The following is an 18,961-nucleotide window of genomic DNA, read 5'->3' on the forward strand; positions in this document are numbered from 1 at the left end:
GAATAATCCAGGCTAAATGCTGGAGAGCAAATTATTTATATTCAAGCGCTTCAGTTTCTCCTTTCAGTACCCGCAAACCGTTTTCGGCAAGCGCCTGCATTTCGTCTTCGCCGGGATATATAGCCACCGGAGCGATAAACCGCACCATACTTCTTATATAATCCACTACCGAAGGATTATGTGTAATGCCTCCGGTTAAAATGATGGCATCCACTTCTCCCTGAAGGACAGCGCCCATTGCCCCTATCTCTTTGGCTACCTGATAACAAAGGGCATCTTGTATCATTTTGGCTTTTTCATTGCCTTCGTGCACCATCAATTCCACTTCATATGCATCGTTGGTATTCAGGTAGGCTACCAGCCCCCCTTTCCCTTTTATCATTTTATCCACATCTTCATAGGAATATTCACCGCTGAAGCATAACCTGGCGAGCTGCCCAACCGGTAATGTTCCGCTTCGTTCGGGAGAAAACGGGCCATCTCCGTCGAGGGCATTGTTTACATCAATTACTTTTCCTTTTTTATGGGCTCCCACGGAAATTCCACCCCCCAAATGGGCAATGATCAGATTGAGGTCTTCATATTTTCGGTCGATGGACTTGCCATGGACCCTGGCAATGGCTTTTTGATTGAGCGCATGAAATATGGATACGCGCTCAAACTTTGGATGGCCCGATATTCTTGCCACATCCTGCATTTCATCAACCACTACCGGATCTGCAATAAGTGGCCGGGCATTGGGAAGAGACCGGGCGATATCATGAGCGATCAATCCGCCCAGATTGCTGGCATGCTCCCCAAGCCATCCTTCCTTCAGATCCTTAATCATCGGTTCATTTACTTCATACACACCTGATTCTACGGGACGAATAAGACCTCCCCGGCCGACAACTGCAGAAATTTCATTGATCCTTATTTCAGATTCTTTTAGCTCGTTCAGGATCATATCCTTGCGATACTGAAACTGATCGCTTATCCGTTCATATTGTTGCAGATCTTCCACGGAATGCGCAAGGTTTTTCAGAAAGACAGGTTTGAGATTTCTGAATACGGCAATTTTGGTTGAAGTAGATCCGGGATTGATGGTGAGGATAAGGTATCGCTTTGGCATATGAATAAAATTTTATAGCGCTTTTATCCATTTACATAGCGGCAGCAAGAGCTATGGACATCATTTTGCTTTTTTCTGTATCGGCACGCGAAGTAAGGACAATTGGTGCTCGCGCTCCCATAATGATTGCGGCTGAGGTACATCCACCAAGAAACATCAGTGTTTTGTAGAGCACATTTCCACTGTTCAGTTCGGGTGTCATTAGAATGTCAGCATCACCTGCCACATTTCCGGAGACACCTTTATGCTCGGCTGCACGCTTAGAAACGGCGTTATCTATAGCAAAGGGGCCGTCTATCATACATCTTTTAATCTGTCCTCGTTCGTTCATCTTCGAAAGCATAGCTGCATGGGCTGTAGATTCTATTTTTGGATTCACTACTTCCAGGGGACCGATGATTGCCACTTTAGGCTCCGGATTGCCCAGACTATGAAATATTTCTACAGCGTTATTCACCATGTCAACCTTTTCCTGAAATTCGGGGGCGATGTTCATGCCTGCATCGGTTACGCCAAATAATTTATGATAATGGGGCGACTCAATAAGGGCAAAATGGCTCAGCGTACCCCCTTTTCTTAACCCTTCTTCTTTATTCAATACTGCTTTCAATAAAGGGGCTGTGCCCACCAGCCCCTTCATAAGAATATCCGCTTCACCCTGCCTGATCAATGAAACTGCCTGGCGCGAAGCTTCAGCAGGATCAGGCTGGTTGTATATGTCAAAGTTTGTCAGGTCAAACCCAATCTTACCGGCTATCTGTTCAATATTTTTCTGGTCTCCCACCAATACAGGTATGATGATCCCATTGTCAACAGCTTTTTGCACCGCTTCCAATACAAGTCTATCTCCTGCAGCAGCTACAGCAAGCTTTCTCACATTCTTTTGTCTTGCTATATCCGTTAATTCATCCAGTTTTTTAAGCATGAGCCGGTAATGTTTAGCTTCTATTTTTAAGCCTTACCAACAATTTCCTGTGTATCTCTCGCAATCACAAGTTCTTCATTGGTTGGTACCACAATGCCTGTAACCTTTGAATGATCTTTTGTAATGATTAATTCTTTATTTATATCTTTCAGCTTGTGCTGATCATTTTTCTGAGAGTCGAACTCAACGCCCAGATATTCCAAATCTTTCAGGCAACCTTCCCGGGTTTCATAATCGTTCTCTCCCACTCCACCGGTTAAAACAATGATATCAACGCCGCCCATAGCTGCGGTATAAGCACCGATGTATTTTTTTACCCGGTAATCATACATTTTCAGGGCAAGTATTGCTCTTTTGCTGCCTTCTCTGGCTGCTTCACGGATTTCCCGCATATCAGAAGATACTCCTGATATGCCATACATACCGCTCTCTTTGTTAATTAATCGATCAACTTCTTCAACACCCATATCCTCTTTTTCCATAATATGGGTCAGCGCCCCCACATCGAGATCGCCACAACGGGTTCCCATGATCAAACCTTCAACCGGTGTTAGTCCCATAGAAGTATCTACAGATTTTCCCCGGTCAATAGCAGTAACAGAAGCTCCGTTACCCAGGTGACAGGTGATCACTTTTTGATCCTCTTTATTGACACCCAAAACCTCACAAGCCCGTTCATACACATAACGATGGCTTGTTCCGTGGAAACCGTATCTTCTCAAGTCGTATTTTTCATACATTTCATAAGGAAGACCATAAAAATAGGCGTAGTCTGGCATGGTTTGATGGAACCCGGTGTCAAATACTCCCACCTGCGGTACCTTAGGCAAAAGCTTTTGTATGGCATAGATTCCTTTTAAATTGGCGGGATTGTGCAAGGGGGCCAGTGCGCTGAGCTCTTCAATGGTATCAATCACTTTCTGATTGATAAGTACACTCTCGCTGAAATGTTCCCCTCCATGAACCACACGATGTCCAACAGCATCAATTTCCCCATAGCTATTCAATGGACCATATGCTTCATTTACCAGCAATTCAAGAATGGTTTCAACCCCCTTTGTATGATCGGGGATATTATACTCCAGCTTCTCCTTATTACCGTTCGTCTCAATTTTGATAAAAGAGTTGTCGGCGCCTACTTTTTCAACAATCCCTTTAGACAAAACGGCAGAAGTTTCCATATTGAAAAGCTGAAATTTTATCGATGAACTTCCGCAATTTAATACCAATACCTGCATAATTCTTATTTTTTATTTATCAACATTTGCATCTACTGTATCTGCTGCCATATTGGAGGTGATGGCTACCATATCCATGATATCCTGAACAGAACAGCCTCTTGAGAGGTCGTTGATCGGGGCAGCCAGTCCCTGCAATACCGGTCCGGTAGCCGTTGCATTGGCCAGCCGTTGTACAAGTTTGTAACCTATGTTCCCGGCCTCAAGCGAAGGAAAAATCAATACATTGGCTTTACCGGCTATGTCACTGCCTTTGGCTTTACGTTGGCCGATTTTTTCAACCAGGGCAGCATCAGCCTGCAGCTCCCCATCTATTCTTAAATCAGGACGTTTTTCCCGTGCAATGTCGGTGGCATTGGCCACTTTTTCTGCCAATTCATGCTCTGAGCTTCCATAAGTGGAAAAGCTTAACATAGCCACACGGGGTTCAATACCAGTTATCTTTGTGGTGGTATCGGCAGTAGAAATGGCAATTTCGGCAAGCTGTTCTTCATTAGGATTCGGATTGACCGCACCATCCGCAAAAACCAGCAAGCCATTCTCACCGAAACTTTTGTCCTTCAATGTCATAAAGAAAGCTCCGGATACGATATTGATTCCCGGCTTGGTTTTAAGAATCTGAAAAGCAGGACGTAACACATCGCCTGTGGAGTTCTTGGCACCCGCAACGCTTCCATCGGCATCGCCGTTTTTTATCATCAAAGGGGACAGGCATAATGGATTCAGAACATGTTCCGCCGCTTCCTCCTTAGTCATGCCTTTATGTTCTCTTGCCTTCACGAGAAGATCAATGTAAGTTTGTTTTTTATCATTATTCCCGGGGTCAATGATGGTAGCATTTTTAATGTTTTTGAGATTATACTCTGCAGCAGCTTGATTTATCTCATCTGGCCGACCAAGCAAAATAATCTGCGCAATACCTTCTTTAAGTATATGATCCGCAGCTTTCAACGTTCGTTCCTCCGTAGACTCCGGTAAAATAATCCGCTTATTCAATTGTTTGGCACTTTTTTTTAGGTCTTCCAAAAGATTCATTGTTTATCAGTCGTTTATATATTTTACAAAAATTATGTAAAGATAATGAAAATTGATCGTTTTAAATAATTTAAATCATGAAATATGTCAGCTCACTATGTGTTATACAACAACGTATATGCAGTATTTTCTAATCTACTCCGAAGCAATTCTAAATAAAACGGTTGTAAAGCCACCGGAAAATTATGTTATACCTGGCTTAAGGTTGATATCTGGTCCAAATGGCCCAGGAGGCTTCCGCTTGTAGCTTCAACATATTAAGGCCATTCTCCACAGCCGCCCCTCTCCTTTTTCCTTCCTGCAAAAAACTGGTTAAAGGCGGATTGTATATGAGATCGAACAGCATATGGGAAGGCGTAATGCCTTCATAAGGGATTTCGGGCTTTTTAGATATATTGGGATACATCCCTACGGGTGTAGTGTTGATGATAAGCCGGTATTCTTTGATCGTATTAACAGTTAGATCATTGTAAGTGATTATTTGGTTTTCTTTTCGCTCACGGCGTGTGACAAAAACATGAGCAATATTGAGTTTATTTAATACAAAAGCAACTGTTTTGGATGATCCGCCGGTGCCTAATATCAAGGCTTTGGTATGTTGATTCCCGAGATGGGACCGTATGGATTGCTCAAAACCATAAGCATCGGTGTTGAAACCGATCAATGTGAGAGCAGATTGAGACCGGTCAAACGCAATGGTATTGACTGCACGGATCTCTGCTGCGTCTCCCTGAACATCGTCAAGATAAGGAATGATTTGCTCTTTGTAGGGAATGGTGACATTAAGTCCGCACAGGTCAGGTTGCTGTTCAATCAGTGAAGGAAATTCGGATATATCTTCCAGAGAGAAACTTTTGTAGACGGCATCAATCTGTTCTTTGTCAAATTTCTCCTTGAAATATCCCGGCGAAAATGAATGGGACAATGGATAACCTATTAATCCGTATAGTCTCATAATTTGGGTTTTGAACGGACGACACCTTCAATAATAAAAATCATTGCAAAGCCGGCAACCCCCATTATCAGTGCCTGCAATAAAAGGGGATCCTGGCCGGTATGGGCTGCAAAGTCGGAAGGCAACACGTTTTTTTGTACAAGAGGCTGGATTTCACCGTGACGGTCGACAAAAGTAGTAACCGTTTTTTTCCAGGGCCAGATCTTGTTGAGTGAACCTATCATAAATCCTGACAGTACTGCAATGGTCACATCATGATACTTCCTCAAAAGCCATGATAAAAGATTGGAAAAGCTTATAAGGCCTACCAAAGCTCCAACAACAAGGATTCCCAGAACCGATATGTCCAGGTTTCCGACGGCTTCAATAGCGAATTGATATTTGCCGAGAAGCAGCAAGATAAAAGCGCCGGAAATTCCCGGTAAAATCATGGCACAGATAGCCAAAGCCCCGGAGATAAATATAAACCATGTAGCCTCAGGAGTCTGGGAAGGTGTAAGTTCAGTAATCATATAGGCCACCAGAATTCCGCCGATTAAACCTGCTGCTTTTTGTAAATTCCAATGGGTAATCTTTTTTGCCACATAGATTGCCGAAGCTATTATGAGCCCGAAGAAAAACGACCACACGAGAATTGGGTACATTTGCAGTAAATGTTCCAGAAGATTGGCCAGCGAGAATACACTGATCAGTATTCCCAGAAAAACCGCAACAAGAAAATTTCCGTTGATCTGTTTCCAGAAAGCACCGACTCCCTGCTTAAACAGATGTTTTACTGCTCCTGCATCAATTGATTTAATTGAATAAACCAGTTCTTCATAAATTCCTGTAATGAAAGCAATGGTTCCCCCTGATACGCCGGGAACCACATCAGCGGCTCCCATTCCCATTCCTTTCAGGGTCAATACAATGTAGTTGATTAACTTTCTGCTCATGATGTCTTCAATGATGATATTACTATTAAGGCTCCCCCCGGGAAGAAGGAGGGGCATTAACGGAAAATTTCAATTTTTACGTTTAATTTCCAGAATTGTCTTTCAGTTCATCGGGCAAAAATTCGAAGAATGTATCACCCCTTAATCCCAAACGAAGGGTTTCCAAAGGGATGACTTCATTATGGGCGATATTTCCGAGATTGACATTGTTTCCAAAATGTTTTATGAACCAAACCTGCTGGGATTTTTGGGGTGCCTCCCAAAGTATATTTTCTATCTTTACATGATGAGATATGTCATCGATCAAATCCTCCCTGGCTGTACCATTTTTATTGAAAATACCTATGGTGCCGCTTTCGCGGGCCTCGGTAATCACTTTATGGCTTCCGGCATCCAGTTCCGACTTAATCTGTGATTTCCAGGCTTCGGGTGTAATGATCTCATCTGCCTTTTTGGATCCGACTTCCGAGAGTACCGTATGGTTTTCCGCCAGCCGAGAGATGTCCTCCAGTTTCTTGTCATGTGACATGTTGATGGCTCCGTCTGAAACTTCAACCACATCCATCCGATACTTGTCAATAAATTCCATGAATTGATCAAAAAGATCGCGAATCTTAAATACTTCGTAAAGTGTACCTCCAAAATAAGGCTCTATTGAAGCTTCTTTATATAATTTGATCTTTTCTTCCAGTTTGGGTGTAATCATTCCCGTGCCAAAACCAAGCTTAACATAATCTACATATTCTCCCGAAACCTGAATGAAATTTTTGACTTCATTAATACTTAGCCCTTTATCCATTACCATGGTAATACCCATGTTTCTTTTTTTACACTCTCTGTTTGGGATGTGTGGCAAGTTTGCATTCATATAAGCTTACTTTTAAAGGATTTGATCATTCAATACTTTCCTGATCTCATTGGATCGCTTTGCTTCGGGACAGATCTTAAAAAATTCATTATACAGTTTTTCATCCATCAACATAGCCTTTTTAAAAAATTTCAATGAATTTCTTAGGCTGTGGGTTTTATAATACAACGCGGCTATCCGGAAAAGGATTAATGCATTATTTCCGTGAAATTCCATACTGTCCAGTAAATATTGAAGTGCTCTATCGTATTTCCTTTCTATAATCAGTTCATCGGTTAGCAGTATCCAATGATAGAACACTTCAGGCTTCAATTCCAGGGCCTGATGAAATGCCCGGGCCGCTTCTTTATGCATTTTCAGGCGGGCATTGATCTTCCCGTAAAGCACGTAATAGCGTGGATCGTTTTCATCCAGATGGGTGGCATTTTTTGCATGAAACAAAGCATCCCAGTATTTCTTTTTTTTGCAGAGCAGATTGGCGATGGAATAAGCCACTTCCGGATTGTTTTCTTCAATTTTTAAAGATTTTTTATAATGTTCCAGAGCCTTATCATATTCATTTAAATAATAATAACAGTTGCCAATGAAAAGATAAGTCTCTGCCGATTCAGGTTCATATGAAAGATATTGGTGATAATATTGAATCGCTTTGGCATATTGATAATTATCTTCCAGGAGAACAGCCAGCTCATAAATTGAATCAATATATTCAGGATTTATTGCAACAGCCATTTCATATGATTCTATAGCATGATCTGTTTCACCAATTTTGTTATACAAATTGCCAAGAGCAAACCACACATGTTCCGAATAAGGTTCTATATCAATATAATGGTTATAATAGGCAATGCTCTGTTCGGTATCTCCTGAGCGGTCATAACAATAAGCAAGATCATACAACACCATCAGATTTTCCCTGTCCAGTTCGTAAGCTTCATACAGATATTTTATTGCCTCTTTATATAAATCGGAAAACTGCAATGTTTGCGAGATATTTTGCAGCATTTCCAGTCTTTCCTCTTTGTCCCCGGCAAGAGTCAATGCTTTGTCATAATATTCCTCGGAATCGGCAACATTTCCCAAAAGTAACAGGGAATGCCCTTTCGTCAGATATATATCAGAATTCATGGATTCAATATTTTCAATCGTTTCTAAAGTATTCAATGCCCTTTCGGGTTTTTTTTCTTTAAGATGGATCTGGGCTTTTTTGATCCGCAGAGGCAGTGCGTCAGGATGTAACTGAAATGCATATTCAATCGCTTTCAAGGCTTTCCCGTTCTGATCCATATCCATATAATATTCCACAATCTGCTCAAAATCCTCCACATCAAAGTAATAATTCAACCTGTTTTTAAGCATTTGTTCATACTTTGAAACCAGGGCTCCGAACTCCCTGTTATTGAAAAAATTATTTTCAAAATCCCCTTTCATAAACACCCATAAATTTGCTGTAAATCTATAAATAATTTTGTTATTAACAAGTCAACTCCATTCTATCCTGCATTATTCATAAATTTTTATAAATATGAATAAAATGCAGAGCCTGTATCGCAAGGCGGTATTAACCCCGACTTAGGTAGCCTGTCCCGAACTTGATTCGGGAAACTTAAATTGTTGAAAAAAATTTTAGTGAACTTAGTCGCTGTTGGAGACAGGAATAATTCTTGAATTTTTCGGGCTATATAATCTATTTGCCTTTATAGACAAACACTATTTAAGTGTTAAAGTTAAGGAATATTTTGCACGAAAGCAAACTTGTGTTATACTGAATAAAGCGAAGGCATTTGTTTTTATTGGAAATAAAAATCATTCGTGTCGACATTTTTGAAACTTTTTTCAAAACGCCCATAAAATAAAGGTTAAGTAGTCTTTCGATATCGCCATACAGCCAAACCCAGACTAACAAAGGCATAGATCAACAAACTGTAAAATTCTGGCAAAATATCCCTGAAATCCGAGCCTTTTAAAAGGATCATGCGTATAACCCTCATAAAATAAGCTATCGGATTGATGACATTTACCTTATTCGCCCAATCCGGCATGCTTTCAGTGGGTGTAAAAATTCCGCTCATCAAAATGAATACCAGCATGAAAAAGAAAGTGACGAACATGACTTGTTGCTGATTTTCGGAGATGACAGAAAGGAATAAGCCAAATCCAAGAATAACCAAAAGATAGATGATGGCAAAACCAAAAAGCAACGGCAGGTTACCTACTACGGGAACGCTGAATATCAGCCTGCCGAGAAAAAGGCCAAAGGCCAGCTCAAAAAGGGCAATGATCAGAAAAGGCAACAGTTTACCAATGATAAACTGATACTTTTTTATGGGGGTAACATTAATCTGCTCAATGGTTCCCATCTCCTTTTCTCGGACTATGTTCATAGCGGTAAGGAAAAGACTGATGATGGTTACCAGGATCACCAGTATTCCGGGTACCATGTATATCTTATAGTTCATTTCAGGGTTGTACCAGAAGGAATAGACAATTTCGACAGGTTGATTCCCGGCCAACTGTGGTTGATTGCTCCATTTTATAGCAATATTGCGGTTATAATCCGAAATGATTTCGGAAGAATAGGCATTGATCAGTCCTGCAGCATTTCCATTAATGGCATTGATAAGCAATTGAACATCTGCCTGATTTTCTGTTCTTAGATTATGAGCGAAGTGATCCGGAATTTGTAATATTAAATCCGCTTCATCCTTGAGTATGCTACCCATACCTTCATTAACACTGAAAGAGCGGGCTGTTATTTTGTAGAACGGCGAGGCTTCAAACTTATTTACCAACTTTCTGGAGGTGGATGACTGGTCCCGGTCTACCACATAAATGTCTATGTTCTTCATATCAAAAGTGGCGGCGTTGACCAGGATTAAAAGCTGTACAAAGGGCATGACGATAATCATAGCCAGCATAGTCCGATGCCGCAATATCTGGATGAATTCTTTTTGCAATATGTAAGCAATGGTTCTCATTTGTTAGCTACCTTTTCACTGTCTATTCCAATCGGATCTTGAAATTTTTAATGCTCAAACCAATAAATATACCCGTCATAAGTAACAATACAAGTGTCTCCTTCCAGATATAAAGCAATCCGGTTCCTTTAATCATAATATTCTTGATGAGTATGATATAATATTTTGCCGGAATGATGGTACTCAACCACTGAAGCGGCCAGGGCATGTTCTCAGTGGGAAAAATAAATCCGGAAAGCAGCATGGTGGGCAGTAAAAGAGCAAACATAGAAATGAACATGGCCATCTGCTGACTATTGCTGATTGTTGAAATAAAAATACCCAGTGAAAGCGACATGATGATGTATAGCAGGGTTTCCAGCAACAGCAGAATCAGGCTTCCGTTTACAGGCATTCCAAACACGAAATATCCCAGGGCAATGATGGTTACTCCGTTCAGGAAGGCCAGAAATACATACGGAAAGACTTTTCCTGCAATGATCTGAATGGATTTCAATGGTGAAACCAATAGCACTTCCATAGTGCCCATTTCCTTTTCCCGGGTAATGGATATTGATGTCATCATAGCAGTGACGAGCATAAGAATCAGCGCCATGGTACCAGGGACAAACATGTACACCCCCCTCAGCTCATTATTGAACAACATCCGGGGTTTTATCACCATTTGGGGCATTTCATTGTTGCTGACTCTTATATCCCTTGAATAATCCCTGATGATACCCGAAGTATAACTTTGCAGCAGGTTGGCCATATTCGCATCTGTTGCATCGAGAAGGATTTGCACCGTTGCCGATTTTTCGTTGGTCAGCTTTTCGGCAAAATTCTGTTCAAAAACGATGATCTCCTTGATTTCTCCTTTCTCAAAAGTTTTTTCTATTTCCCTATGATCCCGGATATTCTTTGAAAGTATGAAATAATCAGAGGAAACCAGTTTATCCGTAATTTCTCTGGTAATATGATCATTGGATTTGTCATAAACCGCAATTCTGGCTTCCTTAATCTCATTGGTTACCACATAACCAAAAATCAATATCTGGGCCACGGGCATGCCGAATAAAATAAGCAAGGTTCGTACATCGCGGAAAATATGAATAAACTCCTTCTTTACAAATCCTCTGAAACGTTTCATATATTCTTACAGTAAGTTGATTGTATAATTATCGGGCAATCCGCACAAATACATCGTTCATATTTGAAGCCTGATATCTGTTCTTGAGATTTCGGGGCGTATCCATGGCTTCAATCCGGCCCTGATCCATGATGGAAACCCTGTCGCAATACTCGGCTTCATCCATATAATGGGTGGTGACAAATACTGTAACTTCTCCTGCCGCAGTCTCATAGATCATCTCCCAGAATTGCCGCCGGGTGATGGGATCCACTCCGCTGGTAGGCTCATCCAGGAAAACAATCCGGGGCTCGTGGATGACAGCTATGGAAAATGCAAGCTTTTGCTTCCATCCCAATGGTACAGATGAAATTCTATAATTGTAAGCATGAGTGAAATTCAGTTTTTTAAGCAAATAGTCCGTTCGGTCTCTGATCTTTTTGCGCGGCAAACCATATATGCCGCCGTAAAACCTAAAATTTTCGCCCACCGTCAGATCTTCATAGAGCGAAAATTTCTGACTCATATAACCAATGCTCTTCTTGATTTTTTCGGTTTCCTTATACACATTGTATCCGGCCACTTTGATTTCTCCTGACGTTGGAGCCGACAACCCGCATAAAATCCTTATGGCTGTTGTTTTCCCCGCGCCATTTGCCCCGAGAAAACCAAAAATTTCTCCTTTTCGCACCTGCAAAGTCAGGTGGTCATTGGCCGTAAAATCGCCAAATTTTTTCACCATATTCTTTGTTTCGATGATATAAGATAATTCCATCGGATTTGCTATTTATTCATTAAGTCCATAAAACAGTCTTCAATCGTTGGCTCGGCTTGCATTATCTCCGGATCCTGGTGACCTCTTGATATTAAGAACTTCCTCAGCTCTTCCTTTTCAAATGTCCGGTATTGAGGAGTAAAGTGGATGTATTCACCAAAAGGATAAACCGAAGCAACCCCTTCATAATCCCGGATATTTTGCAACAACCTGTATTGACTCTCTCCCCTGGCAGCCCAAATGGTACCGGGATAGTCTCCCAGTATCTTATCCGGGGGATCGATCTTCATGATTTGTCCGTTTTGTATAAGGCCTACACGATCGCATATACCGGCTTCATCCATATAAGGAGTGGAAACCAGTAAGGTAATACCCTGTTTTTTCAATTTCATCAGCATTTCCCAGAATTCTTTTCTGGAAACAGCATCTACACCGGTTGTGGGTTCATCCAGCACCAATACCGAAGGCTTATGAATGAGTGCACAGCTCAGTGCCAGCTTCTGTTTCATTCCCCCTGAGAGATTTCTGGCCAGCCGGTCTTTAAAAGGCTCGATTTGTTTGTAAATGTCCTCAATCAGATAGTAATTCTCTTCAATGGTGGTATCAAAAATGGTGGCAAAAAACTCCAGGTTTTCCCTCACAGAAAGATCCTGATAAAGAGAAAAGCGACCAGGCATGTAACCCATAATCCTGCGGATATCCCGGTAGTGTGTCACCGTATCCCATCCTTCAACTTTGGCAGTGCCTCCATCTGGTATCAGCAGAGTAGCCAGTATCCTGAAAAGTGTTGTTTTGCCTGCTCCGTCGGGTCCGATCAATCCGAAAAGTTCACCCTCCTCTACCACAAAAGAAGCATCGTCCAGAGCCACTGTTTTTTCGTAGGATTTTGTTAGTGAATTAATAATTATTGAGCTCATAATATTTTTTTACAGTAATCATTTTATTCTAATATAGTTGGCAATTGCCAACTCTTTCGCAAATTTTTTTATTTTTAATTGGGTTCTACAATATAGCAAGCTGTCAACTTAAAAATTAACTTCCCCGGGCATACCAATTTTGATTCTTCCCTCATTCTTTACCCGGACTTTTACCGCGTATACCAGGTCAACCCTTTCCTCCTTGGTTTGAATGATTTTGGGGGTAAATTCAGCTTTGGGTGAGATCCAGTATACGGTTCCACTGAGCTTTTGATTCTCCTTTTTATTCTTGTCAATCAGCACTTCTACCTCCTGGCCAATCTTGACATCAGGAAGCTGAGCCCCGCTGATGTAAACCCTTAAAGTCATTTTGGATAGATCGGCTATTTTATAAAGGGCTTTTCCCGGTGCAGCGATCTCGGAGGGCTCAACATATTTTTCAAGCACCGTTCCTTTGACAGGATTCGTTATCCTGCATTGATCCATCTGGGTATTCACTTCTTTGATGCGTTTTTCAAGTACCTGCATCTCCGAATAAACCGATTGTTTCTGTGTATGAATGGATTCCAGTTTTTTGCGGGCCACATTCAGTCTTCCCTGAATGTTGTCGAATTGCTGTTCCGTGGCAGCATCATCTTCCAATAACTTCTCAATGCGTTTCTTTTCAGTAAGAAGAGATTCGATCTGCTCTTTTTGTACTTCAGCCTGTGCGTTTATATTGGCAAGTTTGGCGTTCAGTGAGCCTTTTTGGGTTTTGAGCTGTTCTCTTTTCACGGCCAGCAAGGAGGTGTCTATCCATCCGATCAGTTTTTCCGCCTGCAACGTTTCCCCTTCCTCCAAATCCATACTCAGAATCTCACCCTGAGATTTTGCAGATACAATGATCTCTTTGGATTCAAAATTGCCATATGCGTCTGACTTATCCTCATTTGAGGTACAGGCTGTTAATGTTATCAAAACGATTCCGACTGCTATGTGTACTGTTTTTATCCTCATAATTTCGTCATTTATATCTTTCCGATAGTAAATAAATGGTTTAATTTGGCTTTCAACAATTCAATATTATGGCGTTCATGAGTGATTTTTGCTTTGGTAAGCCGGTTCAGGTCTGTGATGTAATCGGCAGAAGTGATCACTCCATTTTCCAGCTTTGAACGCGAGCTACGTATCACCTCCTGTCTTAAACCGATGATCTCTTTATCCCGTTGAAGGGTTTTTTTTAATTTTGAAATATCCGCCTCAATTTTTTCCAGTTGAATGTCTACTTTTTGGTTGAAGGCATTCTCTTTAACATCAATCTTGTTTTTCTGCAGCCTGGCAAGCTGACGTTTTCTTTTGGTCCGGTTCCAGTCCCAGATATTCCAGGAAAGTTTGGCCCCTACAATATAAAAGGGATCAAACTCATCATTTAACATGTTCAGGCCCGGTTTACCATAACCCAACTGTCCGAATGCAAAAACCTTAGGCATCTTCTGGGCCTGAATAAGCTTTTCTTGTGTATCCAGTTGATTTTTTTGCATTTTGAACAATTCATTTTCAGGCCTGTGATAACTTCCTTCCTTTTTGAGCGTAATTTCAGGCAATACAAGTTCGGTTGAAGTATCAGTTTCCATGCCCGTGAGTTTGTTCAACACCCCATAGCTTGTTTGTATCCGGCTGTTCAGATCATCCAGCTTCTGCTCTATATTGAGCCGTTCGGCCTGCAGGTTTTTCAGATCGGAAGGAAGCAGTGTTCCGTTATCCACTGCCGACTTTACACTTTTGATCTTTGTTTTCAGTTCCTTCATGGTGGCTTGCAGAACCTCTTTCTGTTTCTGGAAAAGCATGATGCCAAAATAAACCTCCATCACCTGATCCTTGATCTGATAAAGATCCGCTTTCACAGACTGTTTTTCAACTTTTTTACCCATGCGTTCCATGTTTTCCGAATATTTTACTACACCCCCGTCGTAGATCCTCTGGTTTACATCCATGGTCACCCTGTACTGATCTTTTGAAGGTGAAGGGAAATCCGCATCAAAGGGAAGATTTACATCTATCTCCACAACATCAGACTGATAAGAAGCCTGGGCATTCATCTCAAGAGAGGGATACCACTGAGATCTCAAATTGTTAATTTTCAGCCTGGTTTGTTCGTCAATTATCGGTTTCTCCCCTGCCCGGGGATGATTTGCTTCCACTGCTTCAAAACATTTGAAAATATCGAGTGAATCTTTTTGCTGGGCTATTGAAACCTGTGCAACCAATAAAAATATAATAATGAGTTGTTTCATTTTTTAATGGCATTTTTCACAAATTCAGATACTATTTTTTTCCTTTCATTAAGAAATTCCTTGTAAGCCTCGCTGTCGTTCTCAAAAAGCATCCGTTGCATCATGGGACGGGCGGCAAACGGAAAGATACATAACGACAAAATATTAATAAGTAAATGCTTCGGATCTATTGCTCTTATCTCCTCATTTTGAATGGCTTTTTCAAATTGTTCCAGGACCAACTGAGGATGAATACCTTCTTCCAGGAAAATATTCAAGAGCCGGTCCGGCTCCCGCTGTATCTCCTGTAAAATGAATAAAGGAACAAAGGGATTGTTAAGCAATACATTCATATATTCCTCCACAAATCTTTCAATTTTTTCAGTGATCAATGTTCCGGAAAAGATGATGCTCTTGATTTCAGGAATGAAATCCCGGATGGCCAGGCGAAATACAGCCAGAAACAACTTATCTTTGCTCCTGTAATAATAGTGAAGCAATGATTTGTTAATTCCCGCCTCATTTGCTATTTCCTGCATCCTTGCCCCTGCCATACCCTTTTTGAGGAATACCTGTTTGGCAGCATGAAGAATGCGCTCTTCTGTATTTTCTATTTTTTCTGTCATAAAATTGATTGATTGGTTAAACCAATTGATTTAACTATATAATTTAACCGTTTGGTCAAAAATACAATTAACTTTTAAACGAACCAAACCATAAAGCAAAAAATGACATGTTGTGGAACATATCTTTTGTAAGAATTTATATGAGAAGGCAATAGTATTGGAATGAAAGTAAATACACAAAAAGGAGATTAGGACTTTTCTCATATTATTGCCCAGTTTAATTTATATTTTTGTACATAAATTAAATTTCATCAAATGAACAAATTCATCCTGCTTGCTTCCGTGTTATTTTTATCTCTGAACTCTCTGGCTCAGAATATTACAAACAAACAGTTTGTACTGATTGATTACAATTTGGATATTTCCGACGAATTCCGAGAGCAAGCAGAAACCCTTCACGACTTTTTCCAATCGGCCGAGGTACATAATGAAGATGCAGAAGACCGCCTGAAAGCCATCCTCGTCCATGATCTTTACTACAAATTAAAACCCAGACTGGAAAAGAATCTGGAAATCAGCATACTCCCTGTCAATTTTTTCATGCAAAAAGCAGATTACGATGAATTCGGCTATCCGGATATGGGCATAGGCAAAGCCCAGAGAAAAGGCGATTCACCCTTTTATTTCAATGTCCTGGTTACACTGAATAGTAAAGAACTGGAAGAAAATTCCGAACCACTCGTTCACCCTCACTTTGCGATCGATATGAAAGTTTTCAATGATGAAGGAATTCTGCCCGTTTATAAATGGCATGGGGAAAAAGGCGCTTCGGATCCCCTTCCTGTCAGCAAAAATTTATTCAAAGGCTTCGTGAATGATATTCCGCAAGCCGAGGAAGCAGAAACCAATTTGTCATTCCTGTATGATAAAGCCATATTAGACCTGATTAACAATCATCTAAATGAATAAGAAAGCAACTTATCGTGTTATCGGCATCATGTCCGGATCATCGCTTGACGGCCTTGATATTGCCGATTGTTCCTTCGAACAGGCAAACAGTCGCTGGCATTATCTTATCGAACACGCGGATACCATTCCCTATGATAACCAGTTAGCCGGGCGCCTTACCGAATTAAAAGAGGCTTCCGCAGAAACATTCGCATATACCGATATTCAGCTCGGCCGGTTTATCGGGAATGCGATCAATCGGTTCATTCGAACATACAATCCGGGAAAAGTCGATTATATTGCATCTCACGGTCATACGGTTTTCCACAACCCATCCCAGGGATACTCCACGCAAATAGGCAACGGCGCTATCATTGCCGCATCAACGAATATACCTGCCATTACAGACTTTCGTTCACTGGATGTTGCCCTGGGAGGGCAGGGCGCTCCACTCGTACCAATCGGCGATGCCTGTTTGTTCCCCGAGTATGATTATTGTCTGAATCTTGGAGGATACAGCAACATATCCTTTGATCAGAACGGCACCCGTGTGGCTTTCGACATCTGCCCGGTGAACAAGGCCATCAATTATCTGGCCAATCAGGCAGGCAAGATAATGGACCGGGATGGAAAAATGGCATCCCAGGGCTCGGTGGATGAAAGGTTGCTGGAAAATCTGAATAACCTGGGCTTTTATCATTCCCCGGCTCCAAAATCTCTTGGGGATGAATGGCTAAATACCACTTTTCTGAAGGTACTGAAAGATGCTTCCCACCTATCTATTAAGGATCAGTTGAGGACGGTCTACGAACACATAGCCATACAAATTCATGAAGCTTCCGCCGGCAATTCGGAAGGCAGCATACTGGTTACAGGAGGCGGAGCCCATAATCAATTCCTGATGGACCGTATCCGTGAAAGAAACAACAACCGTATCATCGTTCCTGAAAGCAAGCTGGTGGAATTTAAGGAAGCATTGATATTTGCTTTCATGGGCGTTTTACGCAGTAAAGGTATAAACAACTGTCTGGCATCGGTTACCGGAGCTTCCGGGGATTCCAGCGGAGGGGTGATCTATTTGGTTTAATAGAGTAGCTTTCATGAATGTAGAAGAATATTCTGAATTTACAAGAGGGTTATAAAAGTTCGTCCCTAAATACTAATTTCGCAGTTTAAATTATTAAAACAATTATATATGGAGAATTTTACAGCTTATATTCCGACGAAGGTACATTTTGGCAAAGATGTCACTGATCAGCTTGGGAATATCACAAAACAATACGGACAGAAAGTGCTTCTGGTGTATGGTAAAGGTTCCATCAAACGTAACGGAATCTACCAGCGAGTGATGGAACAATTGAATTCCATTAACGCAGGAGTCTTTGAATATTCTGGCATTAAACCCAATCCTGTGGTGGATGATGTGGATCAAGCAGCAGATTTGGGATTACAGCAAAATGTAGATGTGGTTCTGGCAGTTGGTGGAGGTAGCGTCATTGACAGTGCCAAAGTCATATCCCTTGCTATTGCCAATAAGGCTGCCGGGTGGAAGCTAATGAAACGCCAAACCAACCCCAAAGTTAAAATACCTGTTATTAGTGTATTAACCTTGGCGGCCACCGCTACAGAAATGAACAAAATGGCCGTATTACAAAATGACAAAACCCATGAGAAGTTTGGTTTTGGTCATGAGTTGAACTATCCGGAACATTCATTTCTGGATCCAACATTCACCTTTACGGTCCCCAAAGATCAGACTGCATATGGTGTAGCGGATCTGATAGCCCATACTTTTGAATCATTTTTTGGAGGAGGCGAAGCTCCCCTCTCCGACCGTTTTGTTCAGGCCATCTGTAAAGTGGCTTTGGAAAACGGACCCAAAGTATTGGATGAACCCGAAAATTATGATTACAGGGCCAACATCATGTGGGCAGCAACCAATGCTATGAATGGCATCTGCTCTTTCGGAAAAAGTCAGATTGATGCAGGAGTCCATGCATTGGGACATAATATGTCCGTGCTTTTCGATACACCCCATGCCGCTACTTTGACCATTGTCACGCCTGCGTGGCTGAAACTCCAGAAAAAACGTATACCGGAAAGAATTGCATGGCTGGGGAAACTCCTGTTCGAAACTGATTCAACCGAAGCAACCATTGAAAAGTTGGAAGCATTCTATCAATCATTGAAATGTCCCGTACGGTTGTCTGATATAGGCTTAGACAATTCCCAAAAGGAAGAATACCTGAAACTTCTTCAGAAAAATCAGGCCTCAGGAAAAGTTCAGAAGCTGGATGCCAGCGACAGGGAAAAGATTGTTGAATACATGAACCAATAGAGAATAAACAAT

At 41.3% G+C, this 18,961-nt stretch carries 18 protein-coding genes; 3 read left to right on the forward strand and 15 right to left on the reverse strand.

All coding sequences use genetic code 11. From position 1 onward, the window contains the following. Nucleotides 1-31: 31 nt before the first annotated feature. The 15 genes from buk to KGY70_04115 all read right to left on the reverse strand — a co-directional run bounded on the left by buk (nucleotide 32) and on the right by KGY70_04115 (nucleotide 15,723). Nucleotides 32-1,111: a butyrate kinase gene (gene buk, locus KGY70_04045; protein MBS3774333.1), complete on the reverse strand. Its 1,080-nt coding sequence runs from the start codon at nucleotides 1,109-1,111 to the stop codon at nucleotides 32-34. Nucleotides 1,112-1,142: 31 nt separating this feature from the next. Continuing rightward, entirely contained in the window at nucleotides 1,143-2,036 is an 894-nt protein-coding gene (locus KGY70_04050) for a bifunctional enoyl-CoA hydratase/phosphate acetyltransferase (protein ID MBS3774334.1), read from the reverse strand. 26 nt (nucleotides 2,037-2,062) lie between these two features. Next, nucleotides 2,063-3,274, reverse strand: a complete 1,212-nt coding sequence (locus tag KGY70_04055; GenBank protein MBS3774335.1) for an acetate kinase — start codon at nucleotides 3,272-3,274, stop codon at nucleotides 2,063-2,065. A gap of 12 nt (nucleotides 3,275-3,286) precedes the next feature. Further along, nucleotides 3,287-4,309 (reverse strand): phosphate acetyltransferase, encoded by a 1,023-nt coding sequence (pta, locus tag KGY70_04060; protein ID MBS3774336.1) that lies wholly within the window; start codon nucleotides 4,307-4,309, stop codon nucleotides 3,287-3,289. A gap of 199 nt (nucleotides 4,310-4,508) precedes the next feature. After that, a complete protein-coding gene (locus KGY70_04065; GenBank protein MBS3774337.1) occupies nucleotides 4,509-5,264 on the reverse strand; it encodes a shikimate dehydrogenase in 756 nt (251 codons plus the stop codon). Further along, nucleotides 5,261-6,199: a DUF368 domain-containing protein gene (locus KGY70_04070; protein MBS3774338.1), complete on the reverse strand. Its 939-nt coding sequence runs from the start codon at nucleotides 6,197-6,199 to the stop codon at nucleotides 5,261-5,263. Before KGY70_04070 ends, KGY70_04065 begins: the two co-directional genes overlap by 4 nt. An 82-nt stretch (nucleotides 6,200-6,281) precedes the next feature. Next, nucleotides 6,282-7,067 carry a phosphosulfolactate synthase gene (locus KGY70_04075; protein MBS3774339.1) on the reverse strand — a complete coding sequence of 262 codons (786 nt, stop codon included), beginning with the start codon at nucleotides 7,065-7,067 and terminating at the stop codon, nucleotides 6,282-6,284. Nucleotides 7,068-7,079: 12 nt separating this feature from the next. Then, nucleotides 7,080-8,498 (reverse strand): tetratricopeptide repeat protein, encoded by a 1,419-nt coding sequence (locus KGY70_04080; GenBank protein MBS3774340.1) that lies wholly within the window; start codon nucleotides 8,496-8,498, stop codon nucleotides 7,080-7,082. A gap of 428 nt (nucleotides 8,499-8,926) precedes the next feature. Beyond that, nucleotides 8,927-10,045 carry an ABC transporter permease gene (locus KGY70_04085; protein MBS3774341.1) on the reverse strand — a complete coding sequence of 373 codons (1,119 nt, stop codon included), beginning with the start codon at nucleotides 10,043-10,045 and terminating at the stop codon, nucleotides 8,927-8,929. A gap of 22 nt (nucleotides 10,046-10,067) precedes the next feature. Next, nucleotides 10,068-11,174 carry an ABC transporter permease gene (locus KGY70_04090; GenBank protein MBS3774342.1) on the reverse strand — a complete coding sequence of 369 codons (1,107 nt, stop codon included), beginning with the start codon at nucleotides 11,172-11,174 and terminating at the stop codon, nucleotides 10,068-10,070. Nucleotides 11,175-11,202: 28 nt separating this feature from the next. After that, nucleotides 11,203-11,928 carry an ABC transporter ATP-binding protein gene (locus tag KGY70_04095; protein ID MBS3774343.1) on the reverse strand — a complete coding sequence of 242 codons (726 nt, stop codon included), beginning with the start codon at nucleotides 11,926-11,928 and terminating at the stop codon, nucleotides 11,203-11,205. A gap of 8 nt (nucleotides 11,929-11,936) precedes the next feature. Continuing rightward, nucleotides 11,937-12,845 (reverse strand): ABC transporter ATP-binding protein, encoded by a 909-nt coding sequence (locus KGY70_04100; GenBank protein ID MBS3774344.1) that lies wholly within the window; start codon nucleotides 12,843-12,845, stop codon nucleotides 11,937-11,939. A 108-nt stretch (nucleotides 12,846-12,953) separates the two neighbouring features. Further along, nucleotides 12,954-13,841 carry an HlyD family efflux transporter periplasmic adaptor subunit gene (locus KGY70_04105; protein ID MBS3774345.1) on the reverse strand — a complete coding sequence of 296 codons (888 nt, stop codon included), beginning with the start codon at nucleotides 13,839-13,841 and terminating at the stop codon, nucleotides 12,954-12,956. 11 nt (nucleotides 13,842-13,852) lie between these two features. Then, the gene (locus KGY70_04110) at nucleotides 13,853-15,118 is read right to left on the reverse strand and encodes a TolC family protein (protein ID MBS3774346.1); all 1,266 of its coding nucleotides are present in this window, start codon (nucleotides 15,116-15,118) and stop codon (nucleotides 13,853-13,855) included. Then, complete coding sequence (locus tag KGY70_04115) at nucleotides 15,115-15,723, reverse strand: TetR/AcrR family transcriptional regulator (GenBank protein ID MBS3774347.1); 609 nt, start codon at nucleotides 15,721-15,723, stop codon at nucleotides 15,115-15,117. Before KGY70_04115 ends, KGY70_04110 begins: the two co-directional genes overlap by 4 nt. 255 nt (nucleotides 15,724-15,978) lie before the next feature. Here KGY70_04115 and KGY70_04120 point away from each other — a divergent pair, with 255 nt between their 5' ends. From KGY70_04120 to KGY70_04130, 3 genes are all read left to right on the forward strand, one after another. Beyond that, nucleotides 15,979-16,632: a hypothetical protein gene (locus KGY70_04120; protein ID MBS3774348.1), complete on the forward strand. Its 654-nt coding sequence runs from the start codon at nucleotides 15,979-15,981 to the stop codon at nucleotides 16,630-16,632. Further along, on the forward strand, nucleotides 16,625-17,698 hold the full coding sequence (locus KGY70_04125) for an anhydro-N-acetylmuramic acid kinase (protein ID MBS3774349.1): 1,074 nt from the start codon (nucleotides 16,625-16,627) through the stop codon (nucleotides 17,696-17,698). The genes KGY70_04120 and KGY70_04125 overlap by 8 nt, the downstream gene beginning before the upstream one ends. 108 nt (nucleotides 17,699-17,806) lie before the next feature. After that, on the forward strand, nucleotides 17,807-18,949 hold the full coding sequence (locus KGY70_04130; GenBank protein MBS3774350.1) for an iron-containing alcohol dehydrogenase: 1,143 nt from the start codon (nucleotides 17,807-17,809) through the stop codon (nucleotides 18,947-18,949). The last annotated feature ends 12 nt before the right edge of the window (nucleotides 18,950-18,961 follow it).

The organism is Bacteroidales bacterium (assembly GCA_018334875.1).
Taxonomy (GTDB): domain Bacteria; phylum Bacteroidota; class Bacteroidia; order Bacteroidales; family UBA12077; genus JAGXLC01.

Bases quoted from the DNA above. Each gene is read 5' to 3' on its own strand.
- buk (MBS3774333.1), bottom strand. From the start codon at position 1,111: ATGCCAAAGCGATACCTTATCCTCACCATCAATCCCGGATCTACTTCA.
- KGY70_04050 (MBS3774334.1), bottom strand. From the start codon at position 2,036: ATGCTTAAAAAACTGGATGAATTAACGGATATAGCAAGACAAAAGAAT.
- KGY70_04055 (MBS3774335.1), bottom strand. From the start codon at position 3,274: ATGCAGGTATTGGTATTAAATTGCGGAAGTTCATCGATAAAATTTCAG.
- pta (MBS3774336.1), bottom strand. From the start codon at position 4,309: ATGAATCTTTTGGAAGACCTAAAAAAAAGTGCCAAACAATTGAATAAG.
- KGY70_04065 (MBS3774337.1), bottom strand. From the start codon at position 5,264: ATGAGACTATACGGATTAATAGGTTATCCATTGTCCCATTCATTTTCG.
- KGY70_04070 (MBS3774338.1), bottom strand. From the start codon at position 6,199: ATGAGCAGAAAGTTAATCAACTACATTGTATTGACCCTGAAAGGAATG.
- KGY70_04075 (MBS3774339.1), bottom strand. From the start codon at position 7,067: ATGAATGCAAACTTGCCACACATCCCAAACAGAGAGTGTAAAAAAAGA.
- KGY70_04080 (MBS3774340.1), bottom strand. From the start codon at position 8,498: ATGAAAGGGGATTTTGAAAATAATTTTTTCAATAACAGGGAGTTCGGA.
- KGY70_04085 (MBS3774341.1), bottom strand. From the start codon at position 10,045: ATGAGAACCATTGCTTACATATTGCAAAAAGAATTCATCCAGATATTG.
- KGY70_04090 (MBS3774342.1), bottom strand. From the start codon at position 11,174: ATGAAACGTTTCAGAGGATTTGTAAAGAAGGAGTTTATTCATATTTTC.
- KGY70_04095 (MBS3774343.1), bottom strand. From the start codon at position 11,928: ATGGAATTATCTTATATCATCGAAACAAAGAATATGGTGAAAAAATTT.
- KGY70_04100 (MBS3774344.1), bottom strand. From the start codon at position 12,845: ATGAGCTCAATAATTATTAATTCACTAACAAAATCCTACGAAAAAACA.
- KGY70_04105 (MBS3774345.1), bottom strand. From the start codon at position 13,841: ATGAGGATAAAAACAGTACACATAGCAGTCGGAATCGTTTTGATAACA.
- KGY70_04110 (MBS3774346.1), bottom strand. From the start codon at position 15,118: ATGAAACAACTCATTATTATATTTTTATTGGTTGCACAGGTTTCAATA.
- KGY70_04115 (MBS3774347.1), bottom strand. From the start codon at position 15,723: ATGACAGAAAAAATAGAAAATACAGAAGAGCGCATTCTTCATGCTGCC.
- KGY70_04120 (MBS3774348.1), top strand. From the start codon at position 15,979: ATGAACAAATTCATCCTGCTTGCTTCCGTGTTATTTTTATCTCTGAAC.
- KGY70_04125 (MBS3774349.1), top strand. From the start codon at position 16,625: ATGAATAAGAAAGCAACTTATCGTGTTATCGGCATCATGTCCGGATCA.
- KGY70_04130 (MBS3774350.1), top strand. From the start codon at position 17,807: ATGGAGAATTTTACAGCTTATATTCCGACGAAGGTACATTTTGGCAAA.